Source organism: Defluviimonas sp. SAOS-178_SWC (genome assembly GCF_039830135.1).
GTDB lineage: Bacteria > Pseudomonadota > Alphaproteobacteria > Rhodobacterales > Rhodobacteraceae > Albidovulum.
Genome location: NZ_CP156081.1, coordinates 115171 through 134027, shown reverse-complemented (window position 1 = coordinate 134027; position 18857 = coordinate 115171). Strand labels below are relative to the sequence as shown.

21 protein-coding genes are annotated in these 18857 nt (G+C 64.5%); 6 read left to right on the top strand and 15 right to left on the bottom strand.

Annotated elements, in window-relative coordinates; genetic code table 11:
• Window positions 1-56: 56 nt before the first annotated feature.
• On the bottom strand, window positions 57-1025 hold the full coding sequence (pip, locus tag V5734_RS01510; RefSeq protein ID WP_347311769.1) for a prolyl aminopeptidase: 969 nt from the start codon (window positions 1023-1025) through the stop codon (window positions 57-59).
• Between the two features lie 67 nt (window positions 1026-1092).
• Here pip and ubiG point away from each other — a divergent pair, with 67 nt between their 5' ends.
• Window positions 1093-1836 carry a bifunctional 2-polyprenyl-6-hydroxyphenol methylase/3-demethylubiquinol 3-O-methyltransferase UbiG gene (ubiG, locus tag V5734_RS01505; protein ID WP_347313699.1) on the top strand — a complete coding sequence of 248 codons (744 nt, stop codon included), beginning with the start codon at window positions 1093-1095 and terminating at the stop codon, window positions 1834-1836.
• A 6-nt stretch (window positions 1837-1842) separates the two neighbouring features.
• On the opposite strand, the gene V5734_RS01500 is transcribed toward ubiG, so the two are convergent.
• The 4 genes from V5734_RS01500 to V5734_RS01485 are packed head-to-tail and all read right to left on the bottom strand — an operon-like array spanning window position 1843 to window position 4132.
• Window positions 1843-2289 (bottom strand): MarR family winged helix-turn-helix transcriptional regulator, encoded by a 447-nt coding sequence (locus V5734_RS01500; protein WP_347311768.1) that lies wholly within the window; start codon window positions 2287-2289, stop codon window positions 1843-1845.
• The gene (locus V5734_RS01495; RefSeq protein WP_347311767.1) at window positions 2286-3116 is read right to left on the bottom strand and encodes a carbon-nitrogen hydrolase family protein; all 831 of its coding nucleotides are present in this window, start codon (window positions 3114-3116) and stop codon (window positions 2286-2288) included. The genes V5734_RS01500 and V5734_RS01495 overlap by 4 nt, the downstream gene beginning before the upstream one ends.
• Before the next feature lie 3 nt (window positions 3117-3119).
• Complete coding sequence (gene grxC / locus V5734_RS01490) at window positions 3120-3377, bottom strand: glutaredoxin 3 (protein ID WP_347311766.1); 258 nt, start codon at window positions 3375-3377, stop codon at window positions 3120-3122.
• 38 nt (window positions 3378-3415) lie between these two features.
• The gene (locus tag V5734_RS01485; RefSeq protein ID WP_347311765.1) at window positions 3416-4132 is read right to left on the bottom strand and encodes a double zinc ribbon domain-containing protein; all 717 of its coding nucleotides are present in this window, start codon (window positions 4130-4132) and stop codon (window positions 3416-3418) included.
• A 31-nt stretch (window positions 4133-4163) separates the two neighbouring features.
• Between V5734_RS01485 and V5734_RS01480 the strand changes: the two genes are divergently transcribed.
• Together V5734_RS01480 and hemH are read left to right on the top strand one after the other, a co-directional pair.
• Window positions 4164-5006, top strand: a complete 843-nt coding sequence (locus tag V5734_RS01480; protein WP_347311764.1) for a methyltransferase domain-containing protein — start codon at window positions 4164-4166, stop codon at window positions 5004-5006.
• Between the two features lie 50 nt (window positions 5007-5056).
• The gene (gene hemH / locus V5734_RS01475) at window positions 5057-6124 is read left to right on the top strand and encodes a ferrochelatase (RefSeq protein ID WP_347311763.1); all 1068 of its coding nucleotides are present in this window, start codon (window positions 5057-5059) and stop codon (window positions 6122-6124) included.
• Between the two features lie 141 nt (window positions 6125-6265).
• On the opposite strand, the gene V5734_RS01470 is transcribed toward hemH, so the two are convergent.
• A complete protein-coding gene (locus V5734_RS01470; RefSeq protein WP_347313698.1) occupies window positions 6266-6871 on the bottom strand; it encodes a L,D-transpeptidase in 606 nt (201 codons plus the stop codon).
• A 186-nt stretch (window positions 6872-7057) separates the two neighbouring features.
• Between V5734_RS01470 and V5734_RS01465 the strand changes: the two genes are divergently transcribed.
• Window positions 7058-7567, top strand: coding sequence for a CAP domain-containing protein (locus V5734_RS01465; protein WP_347311762.1), 510 nt, complete (start codon window positions 7058-7060; stop codon window positions 7565-7567).
• A 41-nt stretch (window positions 7568-7608) separates the two neighbouring features.
• Here the strand turns inward: V5734_RS01465 and V5734_RS01460 are convergent, their stop codons facing one another.
• From V5734_RS01460 to V5734_RS01425, 8 genes are all read right to left on the bottom strand, one after another.
• Window positions 7609-8106 (bottom strand): L,D-transpeptidase family protein, encoded by a 498-nt coding sequence (locus tag V5734_RS01460; protein ID WP_347311761.1) that lies wholly within the window; start codon window positions 8104-8106, stop codon window positions 7609-7611.
• Between the two features lie 98 nt (window positions 8107-8204).
• The gene (locus tag V5734_RS01455; RefSeq protein ID WP_347311760.1) at window positions 8205-9416 is read right to left on the bottom strand and encodes a class I SAM-dependent RNA methyltransferase; all 1212 of its coding nucleotides are present in this window, start codon (window positions 9414-9416) and stop codon (window positions 8205-8207) included.
• Complete coding sequence (locus tag V5734_RS01450; RefSeq protein WP_347311759.1) at window positions 9413-11245, bottom strand: ABC transporter ATP-binding protein; 1833 nt, start codon at window positions 11243-11245, stop codon at window positions 9413-9415. The genes V5734_RS01455 and V5734_RS01450 overlap by 4 nt, the downstream gene beginning before the upstream one ends.
• Complete coding sequence (locus tag V5734_RS01445) at window positions 11242-13092, bottom strand: ABC transporter ATP-binding protein (RefSeq protein WP_347311758.1); 1851 nt, start codon at window positions 13090-13092, stop codon at window positions 11242-11244. Before V5734_RS01445 ends, V5734_RS01450 begins: the two co-directional genes overlap by 4 nt.
• 57 nt (window positions 13093-13149) lie before the next feature.
• Complete coding sequence (locus V5734_RS01440; RefSeq protein WP_347311757.1) at window positions 13150-13746, bottom strand: LysE family translocator; 597 nt, start codon at window positions 13744-13746, stop codon at window positions 13150-13152.
• A gap of 55 nt (window positions 13747-13801) precedes the next feature.
• Window positions 13802-14944 carry a CCA tRNA nucleotidyltransferase gene (locus V5734_RS01435; RefSeq protein ID WP_347311756.1) on the bottom strand — a complete coding sequence of 381 codons (1143 nt, stop codon included), beginning with the start codon at window positions 14942-14944 and terminating at the stop codon, window positions 13802-13804.
• Window positions 14941-15543, bottom strand: a complete 603-nt coding sequence (locus tag V5734_RS01430) for a CoA pyrophosphatase (RefSeq protein ID WP_347311755.1) — start codon at window positions 15541-15543, stop codon at window positions 14941-14943. The genes V5734_RS01435 and V5734_RS01430 overlap by 4 nt, the downstream gene beginning before the upstream one ends.
• Window positions 15530-16531: an Hsp33 family molecular chaperone HslO gene (locus tag V5734_RS01425; protein ID WP_347311754.1), complete on the bottom strand. Its 1002-nt coding sequence runs from the start codon at window positions 16529-16531 to the stop codon at window positions 15530-15532. Before V5734_RS01425 ends, V5734_RS01430 begins: the two co-directional genes overlap by 14 nt.
• Before the next feature lie 75 nt (window positions 16532-16606).
• On the opposite strand from V5734_RS01425, the gene V5734_RS01420 reads away from it, so the two are divergent.
• Window positions 16607-17050: an NUDIX hydrolase gene (locus tag V5734_RS01420; protein WP_347311753.1), complete on the top strand. Its 444-nt coding sequence runs from the start codon at window positions 16607-16609 to the stop codon at window positions 17048-17050.
• Here the strand turns inward: V5734_RS01420 and V5734_RS01415 are convergent.
• On the bottom strand, window positions 17047-18333 hold the full coding sequence (locus tag V5734_RS01415; protein WP_347311752.1) for a PP2C family protein-serine/threonine phosphatase: 1287 nt from the start codon (window positions 18331-18333) through the stop codon (window positions 17047-17049). The genes V5734_RS01420 and V5734_RS01415 overlap by 4 nt on opposite strands.
• Before the next feature lie 160 nt (window positions 18334-18493).
• Between V5734_RS01415 and V5734_RS01410 the strand changes: the two genes are divergently transcribed.
• Complete coding sequence (locus V5734_RS01410) at window positions 18494-18841, top strand: Hpt domain-containing protein (protein ID WP_347311751.1); 348 nt, start codon at window positions 18494-18496, stop codon at window positions 18839-18841.
• The last annotated feature ends 16 nt before the right edge of the window (window positions 18842-18857 follow it).

Sequence of the window (18857 nt, the reverse complement as noted above, 5' to 3'; positions counted from 1 at the left end):
AATATCCATTTGGATGAGTTTGGCGGGAATTCCGTTCATCTTTCGTGGCGTTTCATTCACGCCCTGAGCCCGTCCATCACCCGGATCAGTTCTGCCGAGATCCCCGGTTCCGACAGCGCGTGACCCGCAACCGGAATCATCCTCAGATCCGCCCGCTTCCAGTGCTGGGCGAGCGTCCAAGCGGAAACCGGCGGGCAGATCATATCGTAACGGCCCTGAACGATCGTCGCCGGCACATCCTTCAGCTTCGGCAGGTCGCGCAGGATCTGGCCGTCCTCTTCAAGGAAACCCTTGTTGAGGAAGTAATGATTCTCCAGCCGCGCGAAGGCGCGGGCATAGTCGCCCGGCGCATCGCCGGCGATGCCGTCATGCTCGACACTTGCCAGCGCGTTCTCCCAACCGGCCCAGGCCCGGGCGAAGCGGGTCTCGACGGGGATGTCGCCGCAGAAGAGCCGGCGGTGATAGGCGGCGATCAGGTCGTCCTGCTCGGCCTCGGGAATGACCTTTGCGAACTCGTGCCAGCGGTCCGGCCAGAACGCCCCCGCCCCGCCGCCGTAGAACCAGGCGAGCTCCCCTTCGGTCATCAGGAACACACCGCGCAGCACGAGGTGACGGGCGCGGTCGGGATGAGTCTGGGCGTAAACCAGCGCCAGCGTCGCCCCCCAGCTGCCGCCGAAAACGATCCAATCTGCGATGTCCAACGCCGTGCGAATACGCTCGATATCGGCGACAAGATACCAGGTCGTGTTCGCCTCGACGCTCGCATGGGGCCGGGACCGGCCGCAGCCGCGCTGGTCGAAAAGGATGATCCGGTAGACCGAGGGGTCGAAATAGCGTCGCATCGCGGGCGAACATCCGCCGCCGGGGCCACCATGAAGCACGATCACCGGCTGGCCGTCTGGGCGGCCGCATTGCTCGACATAGATGCGGTGTCCGTCGCCCACGTCCATCAGGCGCTGATCGAAGGGCTCGATCTGCGGATAAAGATGGGCGCTCGCGCGCTTTTGCCCTGCGATCCGGTCCATGTATCGACTATATAGCGCAAATCATCCGGGCCGCCACGGGTCCAAGTGGAAAGAACGGAGAATGACGATGCAGGCCGCCACCAACACCGTCGATCCCGCCGAAGTCGCGAAATTCGAGGCGATGGCCGCCGAATGGTGGGACCCGCACGGGAAGTTCAAGCCGCTCCACATGATGAACCCGGTGCGGCTCGACTACATCACCCGCCAGATCGCCGCCGAGTTTGGGCGCGACCTGACGGCTCCGAAGCCGTTCGAAGGGCTCCGCCTTCTCGATATCGGCTGCGGAGGGGGCCTGTTGTCTGAGCCGATGGCGCGGCTCGGCGCGACCGTCGTCGGCGCCGACGCGGCCGAGCGGAACATTCCCGTCGCCCGGCTGCATGCCGAGGAACAGGGGCTTGATATCGACTACCGCCACACGACCGCCGAAGCGCTGGTCGTTGGCGGAGAGGTGTTCGACATCGTTCTGGCGATGGAGATCGTCGAGCATGTGGCCGACCCGCAGGGTTTCCTGACCACCTGTCAGGCGCTTCTGCGACCCGGAGGCCTTTTCATCGCCTCGACGATCAACCGCAACGCCAAGAGCTTCATGGCGGCGATCGTCGGGGCCGAATGGGTGATGCGCTGGCTGCCGAAGGGCACGCATGACTGGGCGAAGTTCATCACGCCGGACGAACTTGCAGACCTTGTCTCGCAGGCCGGGCTTGATCCGGTCGACCGCAAGGGCTTCGTGTTCAATCCGGTCAGTTGGCAGTGGGCGATTTCGGATCGCGACCTTTCGGTCAACTACGTCACGGCGAGCCTGAAGCGCTGACGTCGCCTAGCTTTCGCCAAGCCGCAGCCGGATGTCGCGCAGGATAGGCAATACCGCGCGCACTTTCTCGGGCCCGATCGCCCTAACGACATCGCCGATGACGGGCGTGATTGCCGCAACCGCCGCGTCGCGGGCCGCGCGTCCTGCGGGACTGATCGACACGAACTTGCGCCGCGCGTCGTCCCAATCGGGACGGATATGAACATGGCCGGCCCATTCCAGCTTGGCCAAGGTGTTGGTCATGGCCCCCCGCGTCACGTGGAAGGTATCGGCCAATTGCGCCGGAGAGCGTTCGTCATTCAGATGCGCCAGGTGGTTCAGAACCGAGAAGTGGCTAAGCTCCATCCCCTTCGGCAGCGCCCGGCTGATACGGTTTCGCGCCAGCTGATCCGCCATGAAGACCTCTGAAAAGAGCGCGACAGCGAGCGGATCGTTCTGGTCCGGTACGCTCATGGCCCCTCGAAATCCCGGTCATGGGTCAGCGACGGCACCCGGGCACGGGCTTTCGCGATTTCGTCGCGGGAGATCTCGACATAGCTGACACCGATGTCGGTTCCGGCGTCCACCAACACCTCGCCCCAGGGCGACACCGCCAGCGAATGTCCGTAGGTCCGGCGCGGGCGGCCGTTATGGGCGGCATGTGTTCCGGTCTGGGCCGGGGCGAGCACATAGGCCCCATTCTCAATCGCGCGGGCGCGCAGAAGGACATGCCAGTGCGCCGCGCCGGTCGTGTCGTTGAAGGCGGCGGGCACGGTCAGGACCTCTGCCCCTGTCTTGGCGAGCTTGCGGTAGAGATGCGGGAACCGGACATCGTAGCAGACGCTCATGCCGATTCGCGCGAACGGTGTTTCGGCCAGAACCGCTTCACCGCCGGGCCGGTACCCGGCCGATTCGCGGTATTGCTCCGTCTCGGACACGTTCACGTCGAACATGTGGATCTTGTCGTAGCGGGCCGCGATCTTGCCATCCGGCGCGATCAGGAACGACCGGTTGGCAAAGCGCCCGTCCGCGCCATCGGTCAAGAGCGCGAGCGACCCGATCAGGAGCCAGATGCCCCGCTCTGCCGCTTCCGCGCGAAGCGCGGCAAGCGTCGGGTCATCCCTCTCGTGACGCAGGACGATCTTTTGATGCGCCCGGTCGGAGGAAAGGCAATTCGTGACTTCCGGCGTCAGGACGATCCCCGCGCCGCTCAGCGCTGCTTCCCGCACCAGCGACAGCGTCACCGGCAGGTTCTCTGCCGGATCGTCGGTCACCGAAAGCTGAAGAAGGGCGGCTTTCATCTCTCAGGCCGCCAGCAGGGGGTCGAGTTTGCCCGCCCGGTCGAGCGCATGGAGATCATCGGACCCACCGATATGCTGACCGCCGATAAAGATCTGCGGCACAGTGTGGCGACCGTTGGCGCGCTGCATCATCGTGGCTCGCATCGTGGGATTGCCCGACACGTCGGTTTCTTCGAAGGCGGCGCCCTTCGTCTCCAGTAGCCGTCTGGCCGAGACGCAGTAGGGGCACCAGGGCGTGGTGTAGATTTCGATGCGTGGCATGATGGTCCAAATCCAGAAGTCGGGGCGACTATAGGGATTTAGGAATCCTTCGCAACGCGCGCCAGTGTCACAACCGAAACGGAACCGGCACCCGCGCCAAGACAGGCATCGGCGGCGGCGGCAAGCGTGGCGCCGGAGGTCATCACATCATCGACAAGCAGGATGTCACGGCCGCGCATGCGGTCGCGGCGGCGGGGATGGGGCTGGATCGCGCCGGAGACGTTGGCGAAACGCCCGTCACGATCCCGGCCGTCCTGGCTTTCGGTGCGCCGCGCGCGGACCAGAAGGTCAGGGCAATGCTCGAACGCGGCACGCCGCGCCAGCGCGCGGGACAAGAGCGCCGACTGATTGAACCTGCGGCGGAACAGTCGTGTCCAATGGAGCGGCACCGGCGCCACGAGCATGTCGGCCTTCAGGATCGGCCGGGCCGCGCGCAACAGCCAGTCGCCCGCCGGCCGGGCAAGATCCAGCCTGTCGCCATGCTTCAGCGCCAGCACCAGCTTGCGCCCGTTGTCCTTGTAAAGAACGACCGAACGCCCCCTTTCCCACGGCCGGGCCAGCGTCATGCAATCATCGCAGTATTCCGCCCGGCCTTCGTCCTCCCCCGGCAGGGGTGTTCCGCAGCGATCGCAGACGAGGCCCGAGATGAAGGGTGTGCCGCTCCAGCAGGCGCCGCAGAGACCGAAGTCGCTGATCGTGGGTTCGCCGCAGGAAATGCATTGGGGCGGGAAAAGGAGGGCCAGCGCGCTTTGCATTCCCGCACGAACCATCCTAGTTTTGCCCATCATGTCCGCTCCATCCCTCACCGACCACGCCGCCCTTTTGCGCAATCGCGCCCGAGCCCTGAAACAGGGCGCGGACCTCTTCCTGCACGAAGACGCCGCCGCCGAGATCGAGGAGAGGCTGAGCGAGGTTAACAAAACGTTTACGGCGCCTGCCGTGGTGACGGGATTTCCGGGCCCCTGGGCCGAAATCCTGCCCGACGCCCGGATCGTCGCGGATGAGCAAACCCTCGCCCTCGATCCCGGCTCTCATGATCTCGTCATTCATGCGCTGTCGCTGCACTGGGCGAACGATCCGGTCGGCCAGCTCATCCAGTGCCGGCGGGCGCTGAAGCCGGATGGGCTGTTCATCGGGGTTCTGTTCGGCGGCCGCACCCTGTCGGAACTGCGTGCATCTCTGGCAGAGGCCGAAAGCCACCTGGCCGGCGGGCTTTCGGCCCGGGTGCTGCCGATGGCAGAGATCCGCGATCTTGGCGCTCTGCTGCAACGGGCGGGGTTCGCACTGCCCGTCGCCGATGCGGCGAAAAAGACCGTGACTTACGCGACGATGTTCCATCTCATCGCCGATCTCCGCGCGATGGGAGAAGGCAACGCCCTGTCTCTCAGGCCGCGGCGCACCGCGCCCCGCGCGCTCTTTCCCGAAGCTGCTCGTGTCTATTCCGCGTCATTTCCCGCCGAAGGGCACCGCATCGCCGCGACGTTCGAGATGATCTATCTCACCGGGTGGGCCCCCGATGAAAGCCAGCAAAAGCCGCTCCGCCCCGGTTCGGCGACCGCGCGTCTGGCCGACGCGCTGGGCGCAACGGAGACGCCGCTCGGCGACAAGCCATTGTCCGGGGAACATTGACGCGCGTCGATTTCCGTCTATCTCAACCCTCGGAGACGAAGGGAGCCGCCATGAAAGACCAGACCGATCGCCCCGGTGAGGGACGCCTTGCCCATGCGCCCGCCGACCATCCGCCGGTTGCGCGCCCGCGGATCGGCATTCTTTTGGCCAATCTCGGCACACCGGACGGTTACGACTTCTGGCCAATGCGGCGCTACCTGAGCGAATTCCTGTCCGACAAGCGGGTGATCGACTATCCAGTCTGGAAGTGGCAGCCGCTTCTGCAGCTCATCATCCTGTCGAAGCGCCCGTTCAGTTCGGGTGCCAACTACAAGTCGATCTGGAACCACGAGTTGAACGAAAGTCCCTTGATGACCATCACCAAGGCACAAACGGCAAAGCTGAGAACGGCCGTTGAGGAGCGGTATGGCGACGGCGTGATGGTGGAGTTCTGCATGCGCTACGGCAATCCCTCGACCGAAAGTGTCGTCCGCCGGATGGTCGAGGCGGGCTGCGAGAAGATCGTGTTCCTGCCGCTTTACCCTCACTATGCGGGCGCCACCTCGGCGACGGCGAACGATCAGCTCTTCCGCGCCCTGATGAAGGAAAAGCGCCAGCCTGCCGCGCGGATCGTGCCGGAGTATTTCGATCACCCGCTCTATATCAAGGCGCTCGCGCAATCGGTCGAACGGGCCTATGCGGCGATCGACCGCCGGCCGGATGTTCTGGTCGCCTCCTATCACGGGATGCCGAAGCGCTACTTGTTGGAAGGCGACCCCTATCACTGCCAGTGCCAGAAAACCTCGCGGCTTTTGCGTGAGGCGCTGGGCTGGGACAAGGGAGCGATCGACACGACCTTCCAGTCCGTCTTCGGTCCGGAAGAATGGCTGCGGCCTTATACCGTCGAACATGTCGCCGAACTTGCAAAGGCCGGAAAAAAGCGGATCGCGGTGATCTCGCCCGCGTTCTCGGCGGACTGTATCGAGACGCTGGAGGAGATACAGGGCGAGATCCGCGAAGCGTTCGAGCATGCCGGCGGCGAAAGCTTCACCTATATTCCCTGCCTCAATGACGATGACGCCCACATCGCCGCGCTGATGGCGGTTCTGGGCGACAACCTCGCCGGCTGGGTCGCCTGAGCCGGGGGAAACGAAAAGGCGGTGGGAATCCACCGCCTGTCGGTTCGTTTTATCCGACCTGCGATTCGTTGCCGGCAGCGGCGGACGTGCCGCCCCGCCGGGCGAGGATGGCGCGGCGGTTTCACCGGGCTGGACAGGGCTTCAGATCAGCAACACCTGGGTGCCGGACTGAGTAAGGGAAAACAGTTCGGCGATGTGTTCGTTATACAAGCCGATGCAGCCATTGGACGATCTGCGCCCGATCTTGCGCGTATCGTGTGTTCCGTGGATGCGGTAGAATTCCCAAGACAGGTAGAGGGCATGGGTCCCAAGCGGGTTGTCCGGGCCAGGGCCGACATAGTCCGGCCATTCCGGATTGCGGATCTTCATCGCCGGGGTCGGTCGCCATTCCGGGCCGACGACCTTGCGGACGACCTCGGTCCGGCCGCGACGGGTCAGGTCTTCGGTCAAGGGAACGCTGGTCGGGTAGAGCCGATAGATCGTCTGGTCCTCGGACCAGAAATGCAGCGCCCGCGACGTGGTGTCGACGAGAATGGCGCCCTTCTTGGTGTCGCTGAAATAGGGCTGCCACTGCAACGAGCGGAAGCTGGAGATGTTATGGCGGATGTTTGAATTGAGATCGTTCTCGATCTCGGTCGTGTCTGCGCCGGTCTGGGCAAAGGCCGGCATCGCCAACACGGTGCTGGCAGCGGCAGCCGACGCCAGCACCGCCCGGCGGTTCATTCTGACGGAATTGTGAGAGCTCATCCTCAAGGTACCTTGGTTCTTGTCGGCGCGGGATCGCGCGATCGGAATGGCCGCGACAATAATCCGGGCGGCGCGCAATCTCAATTCACTCTCGTGTCAGAACCCCGCCGATCCCCACAGATCGCGTTTGAACCTTACCAGACGAGGCTGTAAGGACGGGCCTGCGTAAACAGGGATGGTCGCCGCATGACACGTTTGCTTTCCTTCTGCCTTGTGGCGGTCCTGGCACTGGCCGGATGTGTCACCACGCCTCCGCAACTCGGCCCGGACGGCAGACCCCTGCCCAAGGCTTACATCATCAAGCCCGGCGACGAGAGTCGTGTGACCTATTCCATGATCGACTCGATCAACTCCCTCCGGGCCGCCGCCAGTGCCGCGCCCTTGTCACCTAACCCGCTGCTGACCGCCGCTGCCGCGACCCATTCGCGCGACATGGCGGTTCAGAACCGGCCGTGGCACTTCGGTTCCGACGGGTCTTCGCCGCTTCTGCGCGTTCAGCGCACGGGGTATCAGGGGCAGATGCTGGGCGAGAATATCTCTGAGACCTACGAGACCGAGCTTGAGACGCTTTCGGCCTGGATGGAACTGGCGGATACCCGCGCTGTGATCCTTGACCCGGCCGCCCGCGACGTCGGTTTCGCCTGGTTCCAGGAACCCGGCGGCAAGATCTGGTGGACACTGGTCACCGGCGGCTAACCGTTTGACCTGAAACGGAATGCGACGGGTTTACGTCCCGCTCAGGGCAGGATGACGATCTCGGTGCCTGTGCGGACCATCGAATAGATTTCTTCCATCTCCTTGTCCTTCACGGCGATGCAACCGGCCGTCCAGTCCTTGCCGCGACCCTTGTTCTTGCGGGCCCGTCCGTGAATGAAGATGTCGCCGCCCGGCGCCTTGCCGAGCGCCTTCGCCTCTTCGATATCTCGCTCGCTCGGATAGGAAATGCCCAAGGAAAGGTGATAGGTGCTGTTCGGATTGCGGCGGTCGATCTGGTAGAAGCCTTCAGGCGTCTTGCCGTCGCCTTCGACCTGCTTGGCCCCAACCGGATTGCCGCCAAGGCCGATCTTGTAGCTTTTGAGCGCCTTCGTCCCGTTGACGAGATGCATCTTGCGCTCGCCCTTGTAGACGACGATGCGCGTCACCTCAGGGCCATTGTAGGATCGGAACTTCGACCCGCCGCAGGCGGCGAGAAGCCCCGTCGCCGCCATTGCCACGATTGATCTGCGATTGAACATGCTCACTGCCCCGACCCGTTCGTTCCGGTTTTTTGAACGTTCTACACCCATCGCGAACCTCCCGGAAGTCGGCAAATTTTCGCTCACGTCAAGGTGAGTCAGCGGCTGAACCGGGCCACGAGTTCCACATGCGGCGACCAGCGGAACTGATCGACGACCTGAATCCAGTCGATCGCGAATCCGCCGTCCGCGAGAAGACGCGCGTCGCGGGCGAAGGTGACGGGGTTGCAGGACACGGCAGCAATAACCGCCACCGACGATCCGGCAAGCTCGCGCGCCTGCGCCTCCGCTCCCGCGCGGGGCGGGTCGATCACGACGGCGTCGAAGCGCTTCAGCTCGTCCGGGAGCAGCGGGCGCCGGAAGAGGTCACGCGTCTCGGTGGTGACGCGGTGAAGGCCAGGGGCCTGCCGCCAGCCGGCATCCAGCGCCGCGAGCATTGCCGCCTCGCCCTCGACGGCATGAATCTCGGCACGGTCGGCGAGTGGCAGGCTGAACGTGCCGGATCCGGCAAAAAGGTCGGCAATCCGTTTCGCGCCGCCAACCGCATCGCGCACCGCGGCCACAAGCGCCGCCTCTCCGGCCTCCGTCGCCTGGAGGAACGCGCCGGCGGGTGGCACCACGCGGGCATTGCCGAAACGCTGTGCCGCCGGATGCCGGCTGACGACCGGTTCCCCGTTCCAGACGATGCGGGCGAGACCGGCGCGCTCCGTCAACGCTGCAAGCACCAAAAACAGGCTCTGTTCAAGCGGTTTTCCGTCCGACACCGCCAGGTCGAGCCCGCCCTCTGTCACTGTGACCGTCAGCGCGACCTCGCCCTTGCGCGAGGCGCCAAGCATCGTGACCTCGTTCAAAAGCGGCAGCGCCGCAATGAGGGCCGGATGCAAGAGCCGGCAACCCGGTATCTCGACAATCGTGCCGGACGCGCGGCCGTGGAAACCGACCAATGCGCCCTTCTTTGTGCGCCGGCCCGACAGCGTCGCCCTGCGGCGCGACTGCGGTGGTGAGGTCATGACCGGGCGGAACGGCGCCTCCAGCCCCTGCGCGGCCAGAGCGGTCCGCACCACGCCCGCCTTCCAATCGGCGACGAAATCCTCCGAGGCATGCATCAGGCTGCAACCTCCGCAGGCGCGGTAGTGCGGACAGGCTGGTCTCACCCGCGCGGGCGACGGTGTGACGATCCTGGGGTCGGCCATCCGACCGTCCGTCACATCACCTTCCACCACCTCGCCCGGCAGCGCCATCGGCACGAAGACAGGCCCCGGCGCAATGCCGTCGCCGAGATGGCCGAGGCGTTCGACCGTCAGCTTCACTCCGCCGCCTCTTCGGTTCCGATGAATCCACCCGATTGCCGGTTCCAGTACCGCGCGTAGAGCCCGCCCCTGGCCAGAAGCTCGGCGTGGGAGCCTTCTTCGACCAGCCGCCCCTGATCCAGGACGACGATCCGGTCCATCTCGGCGATCGTCGACAGCCGGTGTGCGATGGCGAGAACCGTCTTTCCCTGCATCACGCGATGCAAAGCACCCTGAACCTGCGCCTCGACCTCGCTGTCGAGTGCCGAGGTCGCCTCGTCCAGCACCAGGATCGGCGCGTCCTTGAGGAAGGCGCGGGCCAGTGCGATCCGCTGACGCTGTCCGCCCGAAAGCTTCACGCCGCGCTCGCCGAGATACGCCTCGTATCCCTTACGGCCCTTGTGGTCCTGAAGTCGGTGGATGAATTCGTCCGCCTCGGCGGCCTTTGCCGCAGCGATCATCTCCTCCTCGGTCGCGGCGGGCCGGCCGTAATAGATGTTGTCCCGTGCGGAACGGTTGAACATCGCGGTTTCCTGCGTGACCATCGCGATCTGGCGGCGGAGGCTTTCCTGCGTCACCGCGCGCACATCGTGCCCATCGACCAGAATTCGCCCGTTCTCGGCGTCATAGAGCCTGAGCAGGAGCGCGACGAGGGTCGATTTCCCCGCCCCGGACGCACCGACGATCCCCAGTTTTTCGCCCGGCCGGATGGTCAGGTTGACATGGTCGAGCCCACCGTTCGCGCGGCCATAGGCAAAGCTGACGTCGTCGAACCGGACCTCGCCCTTGATGCGGCCAAGCTCCTCGGCGCCCGCTGCGTCGGTGAGCGTATGCGGCGGCGTTAGGGTGCGGATTCCGTCCTCAACCTCGCCGATCGAGGCATAGATCGACATGAGCGTGAAACTAACCCACCCGGTCATCTGCGCGATGCGGATGGAGATTGTTCCGGCTGCGGCGATATCCCCGGTGGTCGCGGTGCCCCTGGTCCAGAGCAAGAGCGCACCGCCGATCAGGATCAGCGGGAGGAGACCCGCGATGGTCATCAGCGCCAACCGGAACCAGGCCGAAAGCACACCGAAATCGAGCGCCGTGTCGCGAAAGCCGGACATCGCCCGCAAGGCCGCCTTGTCCTCGTGCTCCGCATGGGCAAAGAGCTTCACCGTCTTGATATTCGTGATCGTGTCGACGACCTGCCCCGTCACCATCGCCCGCGCACCGGCCCGTGCCGCTGACTTGCCACGCACCTTGGGCAGGAACGCCCGGATGAGAAGAAGGTAGGCAACGATCCAAACGCCGAGCGCCAGGGCCATCCAGCCATCTATCGTCATCAGGAACACGACCGACCCGGCCAGCGAGGCGAGCGCGAACGCAATGGTGTTGATCGATTCGCTTGCGACGTCGGTCACGGCGCGCGCCGCCTGCATCTGCTTTTGCGCGATGCGCCCGGCGAAATCATTGTCGAAGAAGGTCACCGCTTGCCCCAGCGTCCAGCGGTGAAGCCGCGACAGGACAAGCGGAAGGACGTTGGGTTGGACGATGACCGAGTTCGACGCCGCGGACAGCCCGAATGCGACGGGGCGCAATATGACCAGAAAGACCGCAAACCCGGCGAGAAGCATCCAGTGGTCGGACAGGATTGCCGACGGGTTGCCGGCCTCTGCCGCATCGACAATGGCGCCGAGGAACCATGCGGTCACGACTTCCATCGTGCCTGCCACAGCCGACAGAACCGCGGCGAGGATCAATGGCCACCAGGCCCCGGAAAGACACCACAGGAAGAACCCGCCAAGGTTTCGCGGCGGCGGGCCTTCGGCAGGACGGAAGGCGTCGATCATGTCACCAGCCTTCATTCCGCTGCCTCCGCCTCGTCGGTACCGATAAAGCCGCCTGATTGCCGGTCCCAGAACCGGGCGTAAAGGCCCTTCCGTTCCAGAAGTTGGGCATGCGTTCCGATTTCTGCAACGCTGCCGTCGTCAAGGACGACGATCCGGTCCATCTGCGCGATGGTCGACAGCCGGTGGGCAATGGCGATGACGGTCTTGCCCTCCATGACGCCGTAAAGCGTGTCTAGGATGGCCGCCTCGACCTCGCTGTCGAGCGCGGATGTTGCCTCGTCGAGAACGAGGATGGGGGCGTCCTTGAGGATGACCCGGGCCAGGGCGATCCGCTGACGCTGGCCGCCCGACAGCTTCACCCCGCGTTCTCCGACCTGGGCGTCATACCCCCTACGACCCTCGGGGTCGGTCAGATCGAGGATGAAGTCATGCGCCTCTGCCCGTTTCGCGGCGCGAACGACATCTGCTTCCGTCGCGTCAGGCCGGCCGTAGAGGATGTTGTCGCGCACCGAGCGGTGGAGAAGCGAACTGTCTTGCTGCACCATGCCGACGCGGCGGCGCAGGCTGTCCTGCGTCACGTCGGCGATATCCTGACCGTCAATGCGGATATGCCCCGCCTCGGCGTCGTAGAACCTCAGAAGGAGCTTCACGAGTGTCGATTTGCCCGAACCCGAGCGGCCGACAAGCCCGATCTTCTCGCCCGGCCGGATCGTCAGATCGACACGGTTGAGACCGCCGAACCCACGGCCGTAATGGTGGCTGAGTCCGTCGATCTCGATCTCACCAGCCTTGAACTCCAGAGGTTTCGCGCCCGGCCGGTCCACGAGCGCGATCGGCTGAGCGATCGTCTCCATACCCTCGACCACGACACCGAGCGCCTGAACGAGGTTCGTCGTGGCCCACATGATCCAATAGGTCATGTTGTTGAGCCGCAGCACCAATGCCGTCGCCGCCGCGACAAGCCCGACCGTCGCCTCGCCGTCGTACCAGAGTTTCAACGCGAGCCCTGTGACGGAGACGATCAGCATCCCGTTCAGGATCGTCAGCGCGATATCCATCCTCGTGACGATCTGCATCTCGTGCTGGAAGGTTTTCCGGGCATTCTCGATCGCCTCGCCAGCATAGGCCATTTCGCGGTCGTGATGGGCAAACATCTTCACCGAATGGATGTTGGAATAGCTGTCGACAACCCGGCCGGTGACCTGCGAACGCGCGTCCGAAGCGGCGGTCGAGGCCGGACCAGCGCGGCGCACTGTCCAGCGCAGAAGTGCCAGGTAAAGGACGATCCAGATCAGCAAGGGAACGACGAGACGCGGATCGGAATTCAGAAGGAGCGCCACGGACCCGACAAGCGTCGTGACCGCAAAGGCCACCGCGTCGAAGGTCTGGAAGACGGCGTCCCCGGCGGCAGGCGGCGTTTGCATGATCCGGTTGGCGATCCGGCCGGCAAAGTCGTTCTCGAACCACCCGACCGGCTGTCGCAACACATGCTTGTGCGACCGCCAGCGGATCAGCGCCCCGAAATTCGGCAGGATCGTATTGTGCAGAAGCGCAACATCGGCACCCGAAATGATCGGACGGACCAAGAGGACCGCCAGCGCCGCAAACAGGAACTCCATCCCGTGGGTGCGCATGACCTCGGCCGGCGTCCCGTCGTTCAAAAGATCGACGATCCGCCCGACATACCAGATCAGGCCGACCTCCATCGCCGCGACCGCGGTCGTCAGCACTGCGGTTGCCGCGAAGACGCGGTGGAAGGGCCGGGCATAGTCCATCAGGAACGGCAGCAGACGCCGCGGGGGCGTGTCCGTCTCCTGATAAGGGACATAGGGATCGACGAGGTTCTCGAAGAACCGGAACATCGCGGGCGCCTTTCGGGTTGCCGAACGGATATAGCGCGGTCCGGCGAAAAGGGGAACTCAGTGCCGGACAAGCTCCACGATGCTGAGCACGATCAGGCCGGCCATGATCACGTTGAAAATCTTCAGGCGCCTGTCCGTGGTCAGCCAGCGCGCGATCGCCTGCCCCGCATAGGTCCAGGTCGCGCCGGATCCTATGCCGAGGGTGAGAAAGGTAACGGCCACGACCGCCGCCGTTATCACGGGCGCAGAGGGCAGGATGAATTGCGACGTGGCGGCAATGGCCATCGACCAGGCCTTGGGGTTGATCCATTGAAAACCCACGGCCTGAAGGTAGGTCATCGGGTGTGCGCCGCTGGATTTCGACCCTATTCCACTTGAAGTCGCGATTTTCCAAGCGATCCAGAGGAGCAGCAGCGCCCCGCCCCAGCGCAAGGTTTCGCGCAGGATGGCACTGGTCTGGAAAAGCCCGCCCAGCACGAGGCCGACGACCAGAAGCATCAGTGGAAAACCCGTGGCCACCCCCAGAAGATGCGCCACGGTGCGGCGAAAGCCGAAATTCGCGCCCGATGCGGCCAGCATTGCGTTGTTCGGCCCCGGCGTGAAAAGCGTGGCAAGCGCGAGCGCGACAAGCGCGGGGAAAGTATCGAAAGTCATTTTTGCCCTGTCCGTCGGTTCGGCGGGCCATCCTGCCCTCTGCCGTCGTCCGGATTCAAGACAGCAATTGTTCCCGTGACAATTCGAAGCCCGACCCGACCCACCGCGCCTCGAGGTCTTTCAACCGCGCGCCGAGTTCGGCGCCGGACAGCCCAGGCATGAGATCGGCGGCCTTCAGCGGGAATTCGGCGACGGCGCCCCGCGCAATCGCGGATTCCCAGTCAGCCGGCATCGGCATCTCCAAGACTGCCGCCCGCAAGAGGAGGATATCGCGGCCCAGTTCCGCGCCGTGCCGGTAGGCAAGCTCCCCCGCGCCGGACATCGACCCGACCCCGTCGGCCAGCACCGCAAGCTTTCGTGCCTCATCGCGCGACAGGCGAAGGGAATCGGTCGGGTCCGGGCCGCCCAGCGCGGCCAGCCGGCGCAGCCAGTCGGGCGCATATGGCGGTTCCAGATGCACCAGCGGCGCCAGCGCACGCGGGTCGGCACCCGGCAGGACATGGCCGAGGACTCCCGTCGCCCGCATGGCCGCGACCGAAGGTGCCGGGTCCTGGGCCGCGAGGAGCCGGCGCATTTCATGACCGATCCGTTCGCGCGAAAGCGTCTCTGTTCCGGCGGAATTATCAGCGCATGCCGCAAGCGCCTCGGCATCCATCCCGGCGTCCGGATCGCCGTACCAGGCGTGGAAACGGAAGAACCGCAAGATGCGCAGGTAATCTTCGCGGATCCGTGCGCAAGCATCGCCGACAAAGCGGACGCGCCGCGCCTCAAGATCCGGCAACCCGCCAAGCGGATCGACCACCTGCCCACCGGCATCAGCGTAAAGAGCGTTCATCGTGAAATCGCGCCTTGCCGCGTCCTCCTCAACCCGCGTCGAGAACGCGACGGTGGCGTGGCGGCCATGCGTTTCCACATCACGCCGGAAGGTCGTCACCTCATGCGGCTCGCCGAAGACAACGATTGTCACCGTCCCATGCTCGATCCCGGTCGGCACGACTTTTAGCCCGGCGGCCTTTGCGAGCGCGATGACACGTTCCGGGACGGCATCGGTCGCGATGTCGATATCGGCCACCGGCTGATGGAGGAGCGCATTGCGGACGCAGCCACCCACCAGCAATCCCTGATGGCCGGCATCGGTCAGAAGGTGGAGAACCTGCTGCACCCCCTCCGCCTCGATCCATTCGCCTTCGATCTTCATTCCGCCATCCGGTCCGCCAGGGCCTTCAGGATACGCGCTGTTGCGCCCCAGATGTAATAGGGCCCATAGGGCACCACATAGTAGCGCCGGACCTGCCCGCGCCACTGCCGGCCTTCGACCCGGAAGTTACCCGGGTTCGCGACATGGGCAAGCGGAACCGAGAACACCTCATCGACCTCGCCCGCTTCTGGAACTGGCTTGAAATCGTCTCTGACCCGACCGAAAACGGGCGTGACGAGAAACCCCGTCACCGTTTCGTGCGCGCCCGTCGTGCCGAGAACCTCGACGGTTTTCGCCCGCAGGCCAATCTCTTCCTCCGCCTCGCGCAAGGCCGCGGCGACGGGGTCGGCATCACCCTCGTCAACTTTGCCGCCCGGAAAGGCGATCTGGCCAGGATGATGCTTCAGCCGGGAAGAGCGCTTGGTGAGGATCACCTCCATCCCGCGCGGGCCCGGCATGAGCGGCACGAGCACCCCGGCCGGACGCAGCGTCCTGCCTTCGGCCAGCACCGTGCCGGGGTTGAGGTCGTAGTCCGACGTATCCCGCCCCGGACGGTTCAGCGCCTGCAAAACCGGTCCGAGCGGATCAGTTGTCGTCATCTGGGGTTTTCTTCGCTTCGAAGCCAAGTGTCTGCGGATCGAAGGTGTAATGCGCGCCGCAGAACTGACAGTCGGCGGTCACGATGCCCTCGTCCGTCGTCATGTGCGCGATATCCTTGGCGGAGTAGATCGACAAGCTTTCGCGCACCTTCTCCGGCGAGCAGGAGCATCCGAACTTGACCGACTGGGCATCGAAGACGCGCGGACCCTCTTCGTGGAAGAGCCGAACGAGAAGATCGGTCGGGGCGACCTGCGGGCCGATAAGCTCCAGCTCCTCGACCGTGTCGAGAAGAAGATTGGCGCGCGACCAATTCTCGCTTTCATCGCCGTCGAGCATGTCGCCCGCCGCCAGAAGCCCGCCCTCCCCGCTGCCACCTTCCGACGCAACGAAGGGCGATGCCTTGGGCATGTGCTGAAGCATCACCCCACCCGCTCTCCAACGCTCTCCCTCACCGGGGAGGCGCGAGCGGCCAAACGACAGGGCGAACCGGGTGGGAAGCTGCTCGGACTGGGCAAAATACGTCTCTGCACAGGCGGAAAGCGAACCGCCGGCAATGGGTGTAATCCCCTGATAAGGAGTGGTTCCGGCGCCCTGGTCGATGAGGATCGCGAAATAGCCGTGACCGATCTGGCCGAAACCAGGGGCCGCTGGATCCGCGCGCTCCGCATCGTAGGAGGCCCAGGCGCGGATGCGCGCCGGCTCCCCCTCCTTCGCGGGGGCATAGTAATCGGTCGCGATGATCCGCACCGGTCCATCGCCACGGATTTGCAGGGACAGCTTCCACCGCAGCTTGATCGTCTGCCCGATCAGCGCCGTCAGCAGCGCGGCCTCCGCGACCAGTGCTTCGACCATGCCGGGATAGTTGTGTTGCGACAGAATCTTGTCGAGCACACCGTCAAGCCGTGCCACCCGACCCCGGATGTCCGAGCGGTCGAGCTGAAACGGGAGGACGGTATCGTCCCAAGCGATCTGCGACAGTTGTGTCATGGGGTTTCCTTGCGGCTTGCGCCCTGCCATACCCCGACAATATGGGGACGACAACCCGGGGGCCAAGGGACGGCGATGATCAGACGGTTTGGGGAACCGCTTGTGCGAGGGCAGCGATACGGCATTCGGCACGGCGTCTATGCCGTCCTTTTGCGTGACCGCAACGTGCTTTTGACCCACCAGGCGGAGCCGGAACCGGAGTTCCAGCTGCCCGGCGGCGGTATCGATCCCGGCGAATCGCCTTTGCGCGCGCTTCATCGCGAAGTCGGGGAAGAAACCGGCTGGACGATCGCCGCGCCGCGCCGCATTGGCGCGTTCCGGCGGTTCGTCTACATGCCCGAATATGACAAATGGGCGGAAAAGTTTTGTACGATCTACCTGGCCCGCCCGACCCGGCGGATAGGCCCGCCGACGGAGCCCGGACATCAAGCCGTGTGGATGCCGATCGAGGCTGCGGCGCCCCTTCTCGGCAATGACGGCGACCGGCACTTCCTTGACGTGGTGCGGCGGAGCCTCTAGCCGGCGTCTCCCTTCGCGCGGTGGAACTCGAACAAGACACCGGACACATCGTCGCCGAATTCCGCCCCGGAATGGTCGCTGAGCTGCCAGACCAACGCTTCGAGGAATCCGGTGCCGCGCAGGTTGGCGCAGCGGTCCATGATGCGGGTCAGACCTTCCTCGCCAAGCTGGATTCCGTCGGCATCCTCTGCTTCAGTAATACCGTCCGACATCAAAAACAGCCTGTCGCCGGGATCGAGCTGAACGTCGAAACTTTCGTATTCCGCGCCGTCGATCAGCCCGATCGGCAATCCGCCGGAGCCGAGGTAATCGACGCGGCCGTCGGCGCGTTGGACCGCCGGATGCGGGTGTCCCGCCTGCACCAGCGAGGCACGGCCGGTAATGAGGTCCACATCCGCATAGGCCAGCGTGAAGTAGTTCTCCGTCTGCATCTCTTTCAGCACGACGCGGTTCAGTTGCCGGGCGAGGTCGCCGGGATCGCGGGCGTCGTAGGTACCGAACTCGGTCAGGACGAGCGCCATGTTCTGCTCGGGCGAATTGCCTGACAGATACCCCGCCAACCGCGCCGTCATCAGCGCCGAGGTAATACCATGGCCCGATACGTCGATGGAGAAGAACCCGACCCGGCACGCGTTGATCGGAAAGAAGCCGACGAGGTCGCCCCCGACATGGCCAGACGGGCGCAACAGGAGACTGACCTCGGCATTGCCGAAGCTCCGGTGCCGTTCGCGGACGAGGCTTTGCTGGAGCTTCTTCGCTTCCATCAGGTCGCGGTTGACCGAATCGTAGAGCGCCTGCAATTCGCCTAGCGTCGAGGACAAGAGCCGGTTCTTGTCCGTCAGTTCGCGCTCCATCCTCAGGATTCGCTCCCCGGCCGTGATGCGGGCACGCAATTCATCCCCGCTGACCGGCTTGGTCAGGAAGTCGTCCGCGCCGCCATCCAATCCGCGTGCAATCTCGGCCGATTCGGTCTTTGAGGTCAGCAGGATAAAATAAACATAGCTTTCCTGCGCGCGGCTGCGGAGTGCCTGACAGAACTCGATCCCGGTCATGCCCGGCATCATCCAGTCCGATATGACGATGTCCGGTGCCTGATGTTCGAGGAGCCGCAACGCCTCTTCGGCGCTGCCGGCTTCGATCACAGCGTAGCCCGATCGGGCAAGTTGCGTGGACAGGATCTTGCGCTGCATCCGGCTGTCGTCGACCACAAGAACGCGGCGCGGTCCGGTCGCGGGCTCATCGGGCAGAGAGCAGTCGTCCGAAATCGCAATTGGCTGCACCATCAACACCTTCCGTCCGGCCTCATCCGGTCGTGCGGGCCAGTTATCCGCACACGGGTTAAGATGCCTTGAACGCGTTGCCGCTCCGGCCGGGAGTTAACCGCTCCGCAAGGTCGAGTTCGTAATCTCTGCCCATTGAAGGGCTTTTTTGGTGGAGATGAAGATGATTGATTGGGCGCGCGTGGACGAATTGCGGTTCGAAATTGGAAGCGACAGCTTCGCGGAGGTTGTGGACCTGTTTCTCGACGAAGTTGAAGGCGTCGTCATGCGGCTGAAAACCCAGCCGAACCCGGCAAGGTTCGAGTCCGATCTGCATTTCCTGAAGGGCGGAGCCTGGAATCTCGGCTTCGCCGAATTCGGGGCCCTGTGCCAGGATGGCGAGCGCAAGGCGGCATTGGGGCATCGCGACGGAATCGACATCCCTCGGATCGTGGACGTCTATTTCACGTCCCGCGACATCTTCCTTGCCGGTCTGACGGATCGCGGCCGTTCGGGCGTCTTCGCCGCGTGACCGTGCCCGCAATAGG

Coding starts and splice junctions, on each gene's coding strand:
- V5734_RS01415 (WP_347311752.1), bottom strand. CDS start 18,333: ATGGTGCAGCCAATTGCGATTTCGGACGACTGCTCTCTGCCCGATGAG.
- V5734_RS01450 (WP_347311759.1), bottom strand. CDS start 11,245: ATGAAGGCTGGTGACATGATCGACGCCTTCCGTCCTGCCGAAGGCCCG.
- V5734_RS01435 (WP_347311756.1), bottom strand. CDS start 14,944: ATGAAGATCGAAGGCGAATGGATCGAGGCGGAGGGGGTGCAGCAGGTT.
- V5734_RS01460 (WP_347311761.1), bottom strand. CDS start 8,106: ATGTTCAATCGCAGATCAATCGTGGCAATGGCGGCGACGGGGCTTCTC.
- V5734_RS01495 (WP_347311767.1), bottom strand. CDS start 3,116: ATGAAAGCCGCCCTTCTTCAGCTTTCGGTGACCGACGATCCGGCAGAG.
- V5734_RS01470 (WP_347313698.1), bottom strand. CDS start 6,871: ATGAGCTCTCACAATTCCGTCAGAATGAACCGCCGGGCGGTGCTGGCG.
- V5734_RS01480 (WP_347311764.1), top strand. CDS start 4,164: ATGTCCGCTCCATCCCTCACCGACCACGCCGCCCTTTTGCGCAATCGC.
- V5734_RS01410 (WP_347311751.1), top strand. CDS start 18,494: ATGATTGATTGGGCGCGCGTGGACGAATTGCGGTTCGAAATTGGAAGC.
- V5734_RS01485 (WP_347311765.1), bottom strand. CDS start 4,132: ATGCAAAGCGCGCTGGCCCTCCTTTTCCCGCCCCAATGCATTTCCTGC.
- ubiG (WP_347313699.1), top strand. CDS start 1,093: ATGCAGGCCGCCACCAACACCGTCGATCCCGCCGAAGTCGCGAAATTC.
- V5734_RS01430 (WP_347311755.1), bottom strand. CDS start 15,543: ATGACGACAACTGATCCGCTCGGACCGGTTTTGCAGGCGCTGAACCGT.
- V5734_RS01440 (WP_347311757.1), bottom strand. CDS start 13,746: ATGACTTTCGATACTTTCCCCGCGCTTGTCGCGCTCGCGCTTGCCACG.
- V5734_RS01420 (WP_347311753.1), top strand. CDS start 16,607: ATGATCAGACGGTTTGGGGAACCGCTTGTGCGAGGGCAGCGATACGGC.
- V5734_RS01445 (WP_347311758.1), bottom strand. CDS start 13,092: ATGTTCCGGTTCTTCGAGAACCTCGTCGATCCCTATGTCCCTTATCAG.
- V5734_RS01425 (WP_347311754.1), bottom strand. CDS start 16,531: ATGACACAACTGTCGCAGATCGCTTGGGACGATACCGTCCTCCCGTTT.
- pip (WP_347311769.1), bottom strand. CDS start 1,025: ATGGACCGGATCGCAGGGCAAAAGCGCGCGAGCGCCCATCTTTATCCG.
- hemH (WP_347311763.1), top strand. CDS start 5,057: ATGAAAGACCAGACCGATCGCCCCGGTGAGGGACGCCTTGCCCATGCG.
- V5734_RS01465 (WP_347311762.1), top strand. CDS start 7,058: ATGACACGTTTGCTTTCCTTCTGCCTTGTGGCGGTCCTGGCACTGGCC.
- grxC (WP_347311766.1), bottom strand. CDS start 3,377: ATGCCACGCATCGAAATCTACACCACGCCCTGGTGCCCCTACTGCGTC.
- V5734_RS01500 (WP_347311768.1), bottom strand. CDS start 2,289: ATGAGCGTACCGGACCAGAACGATCCGCTCGCTGTCGCGCTCTTTTCA.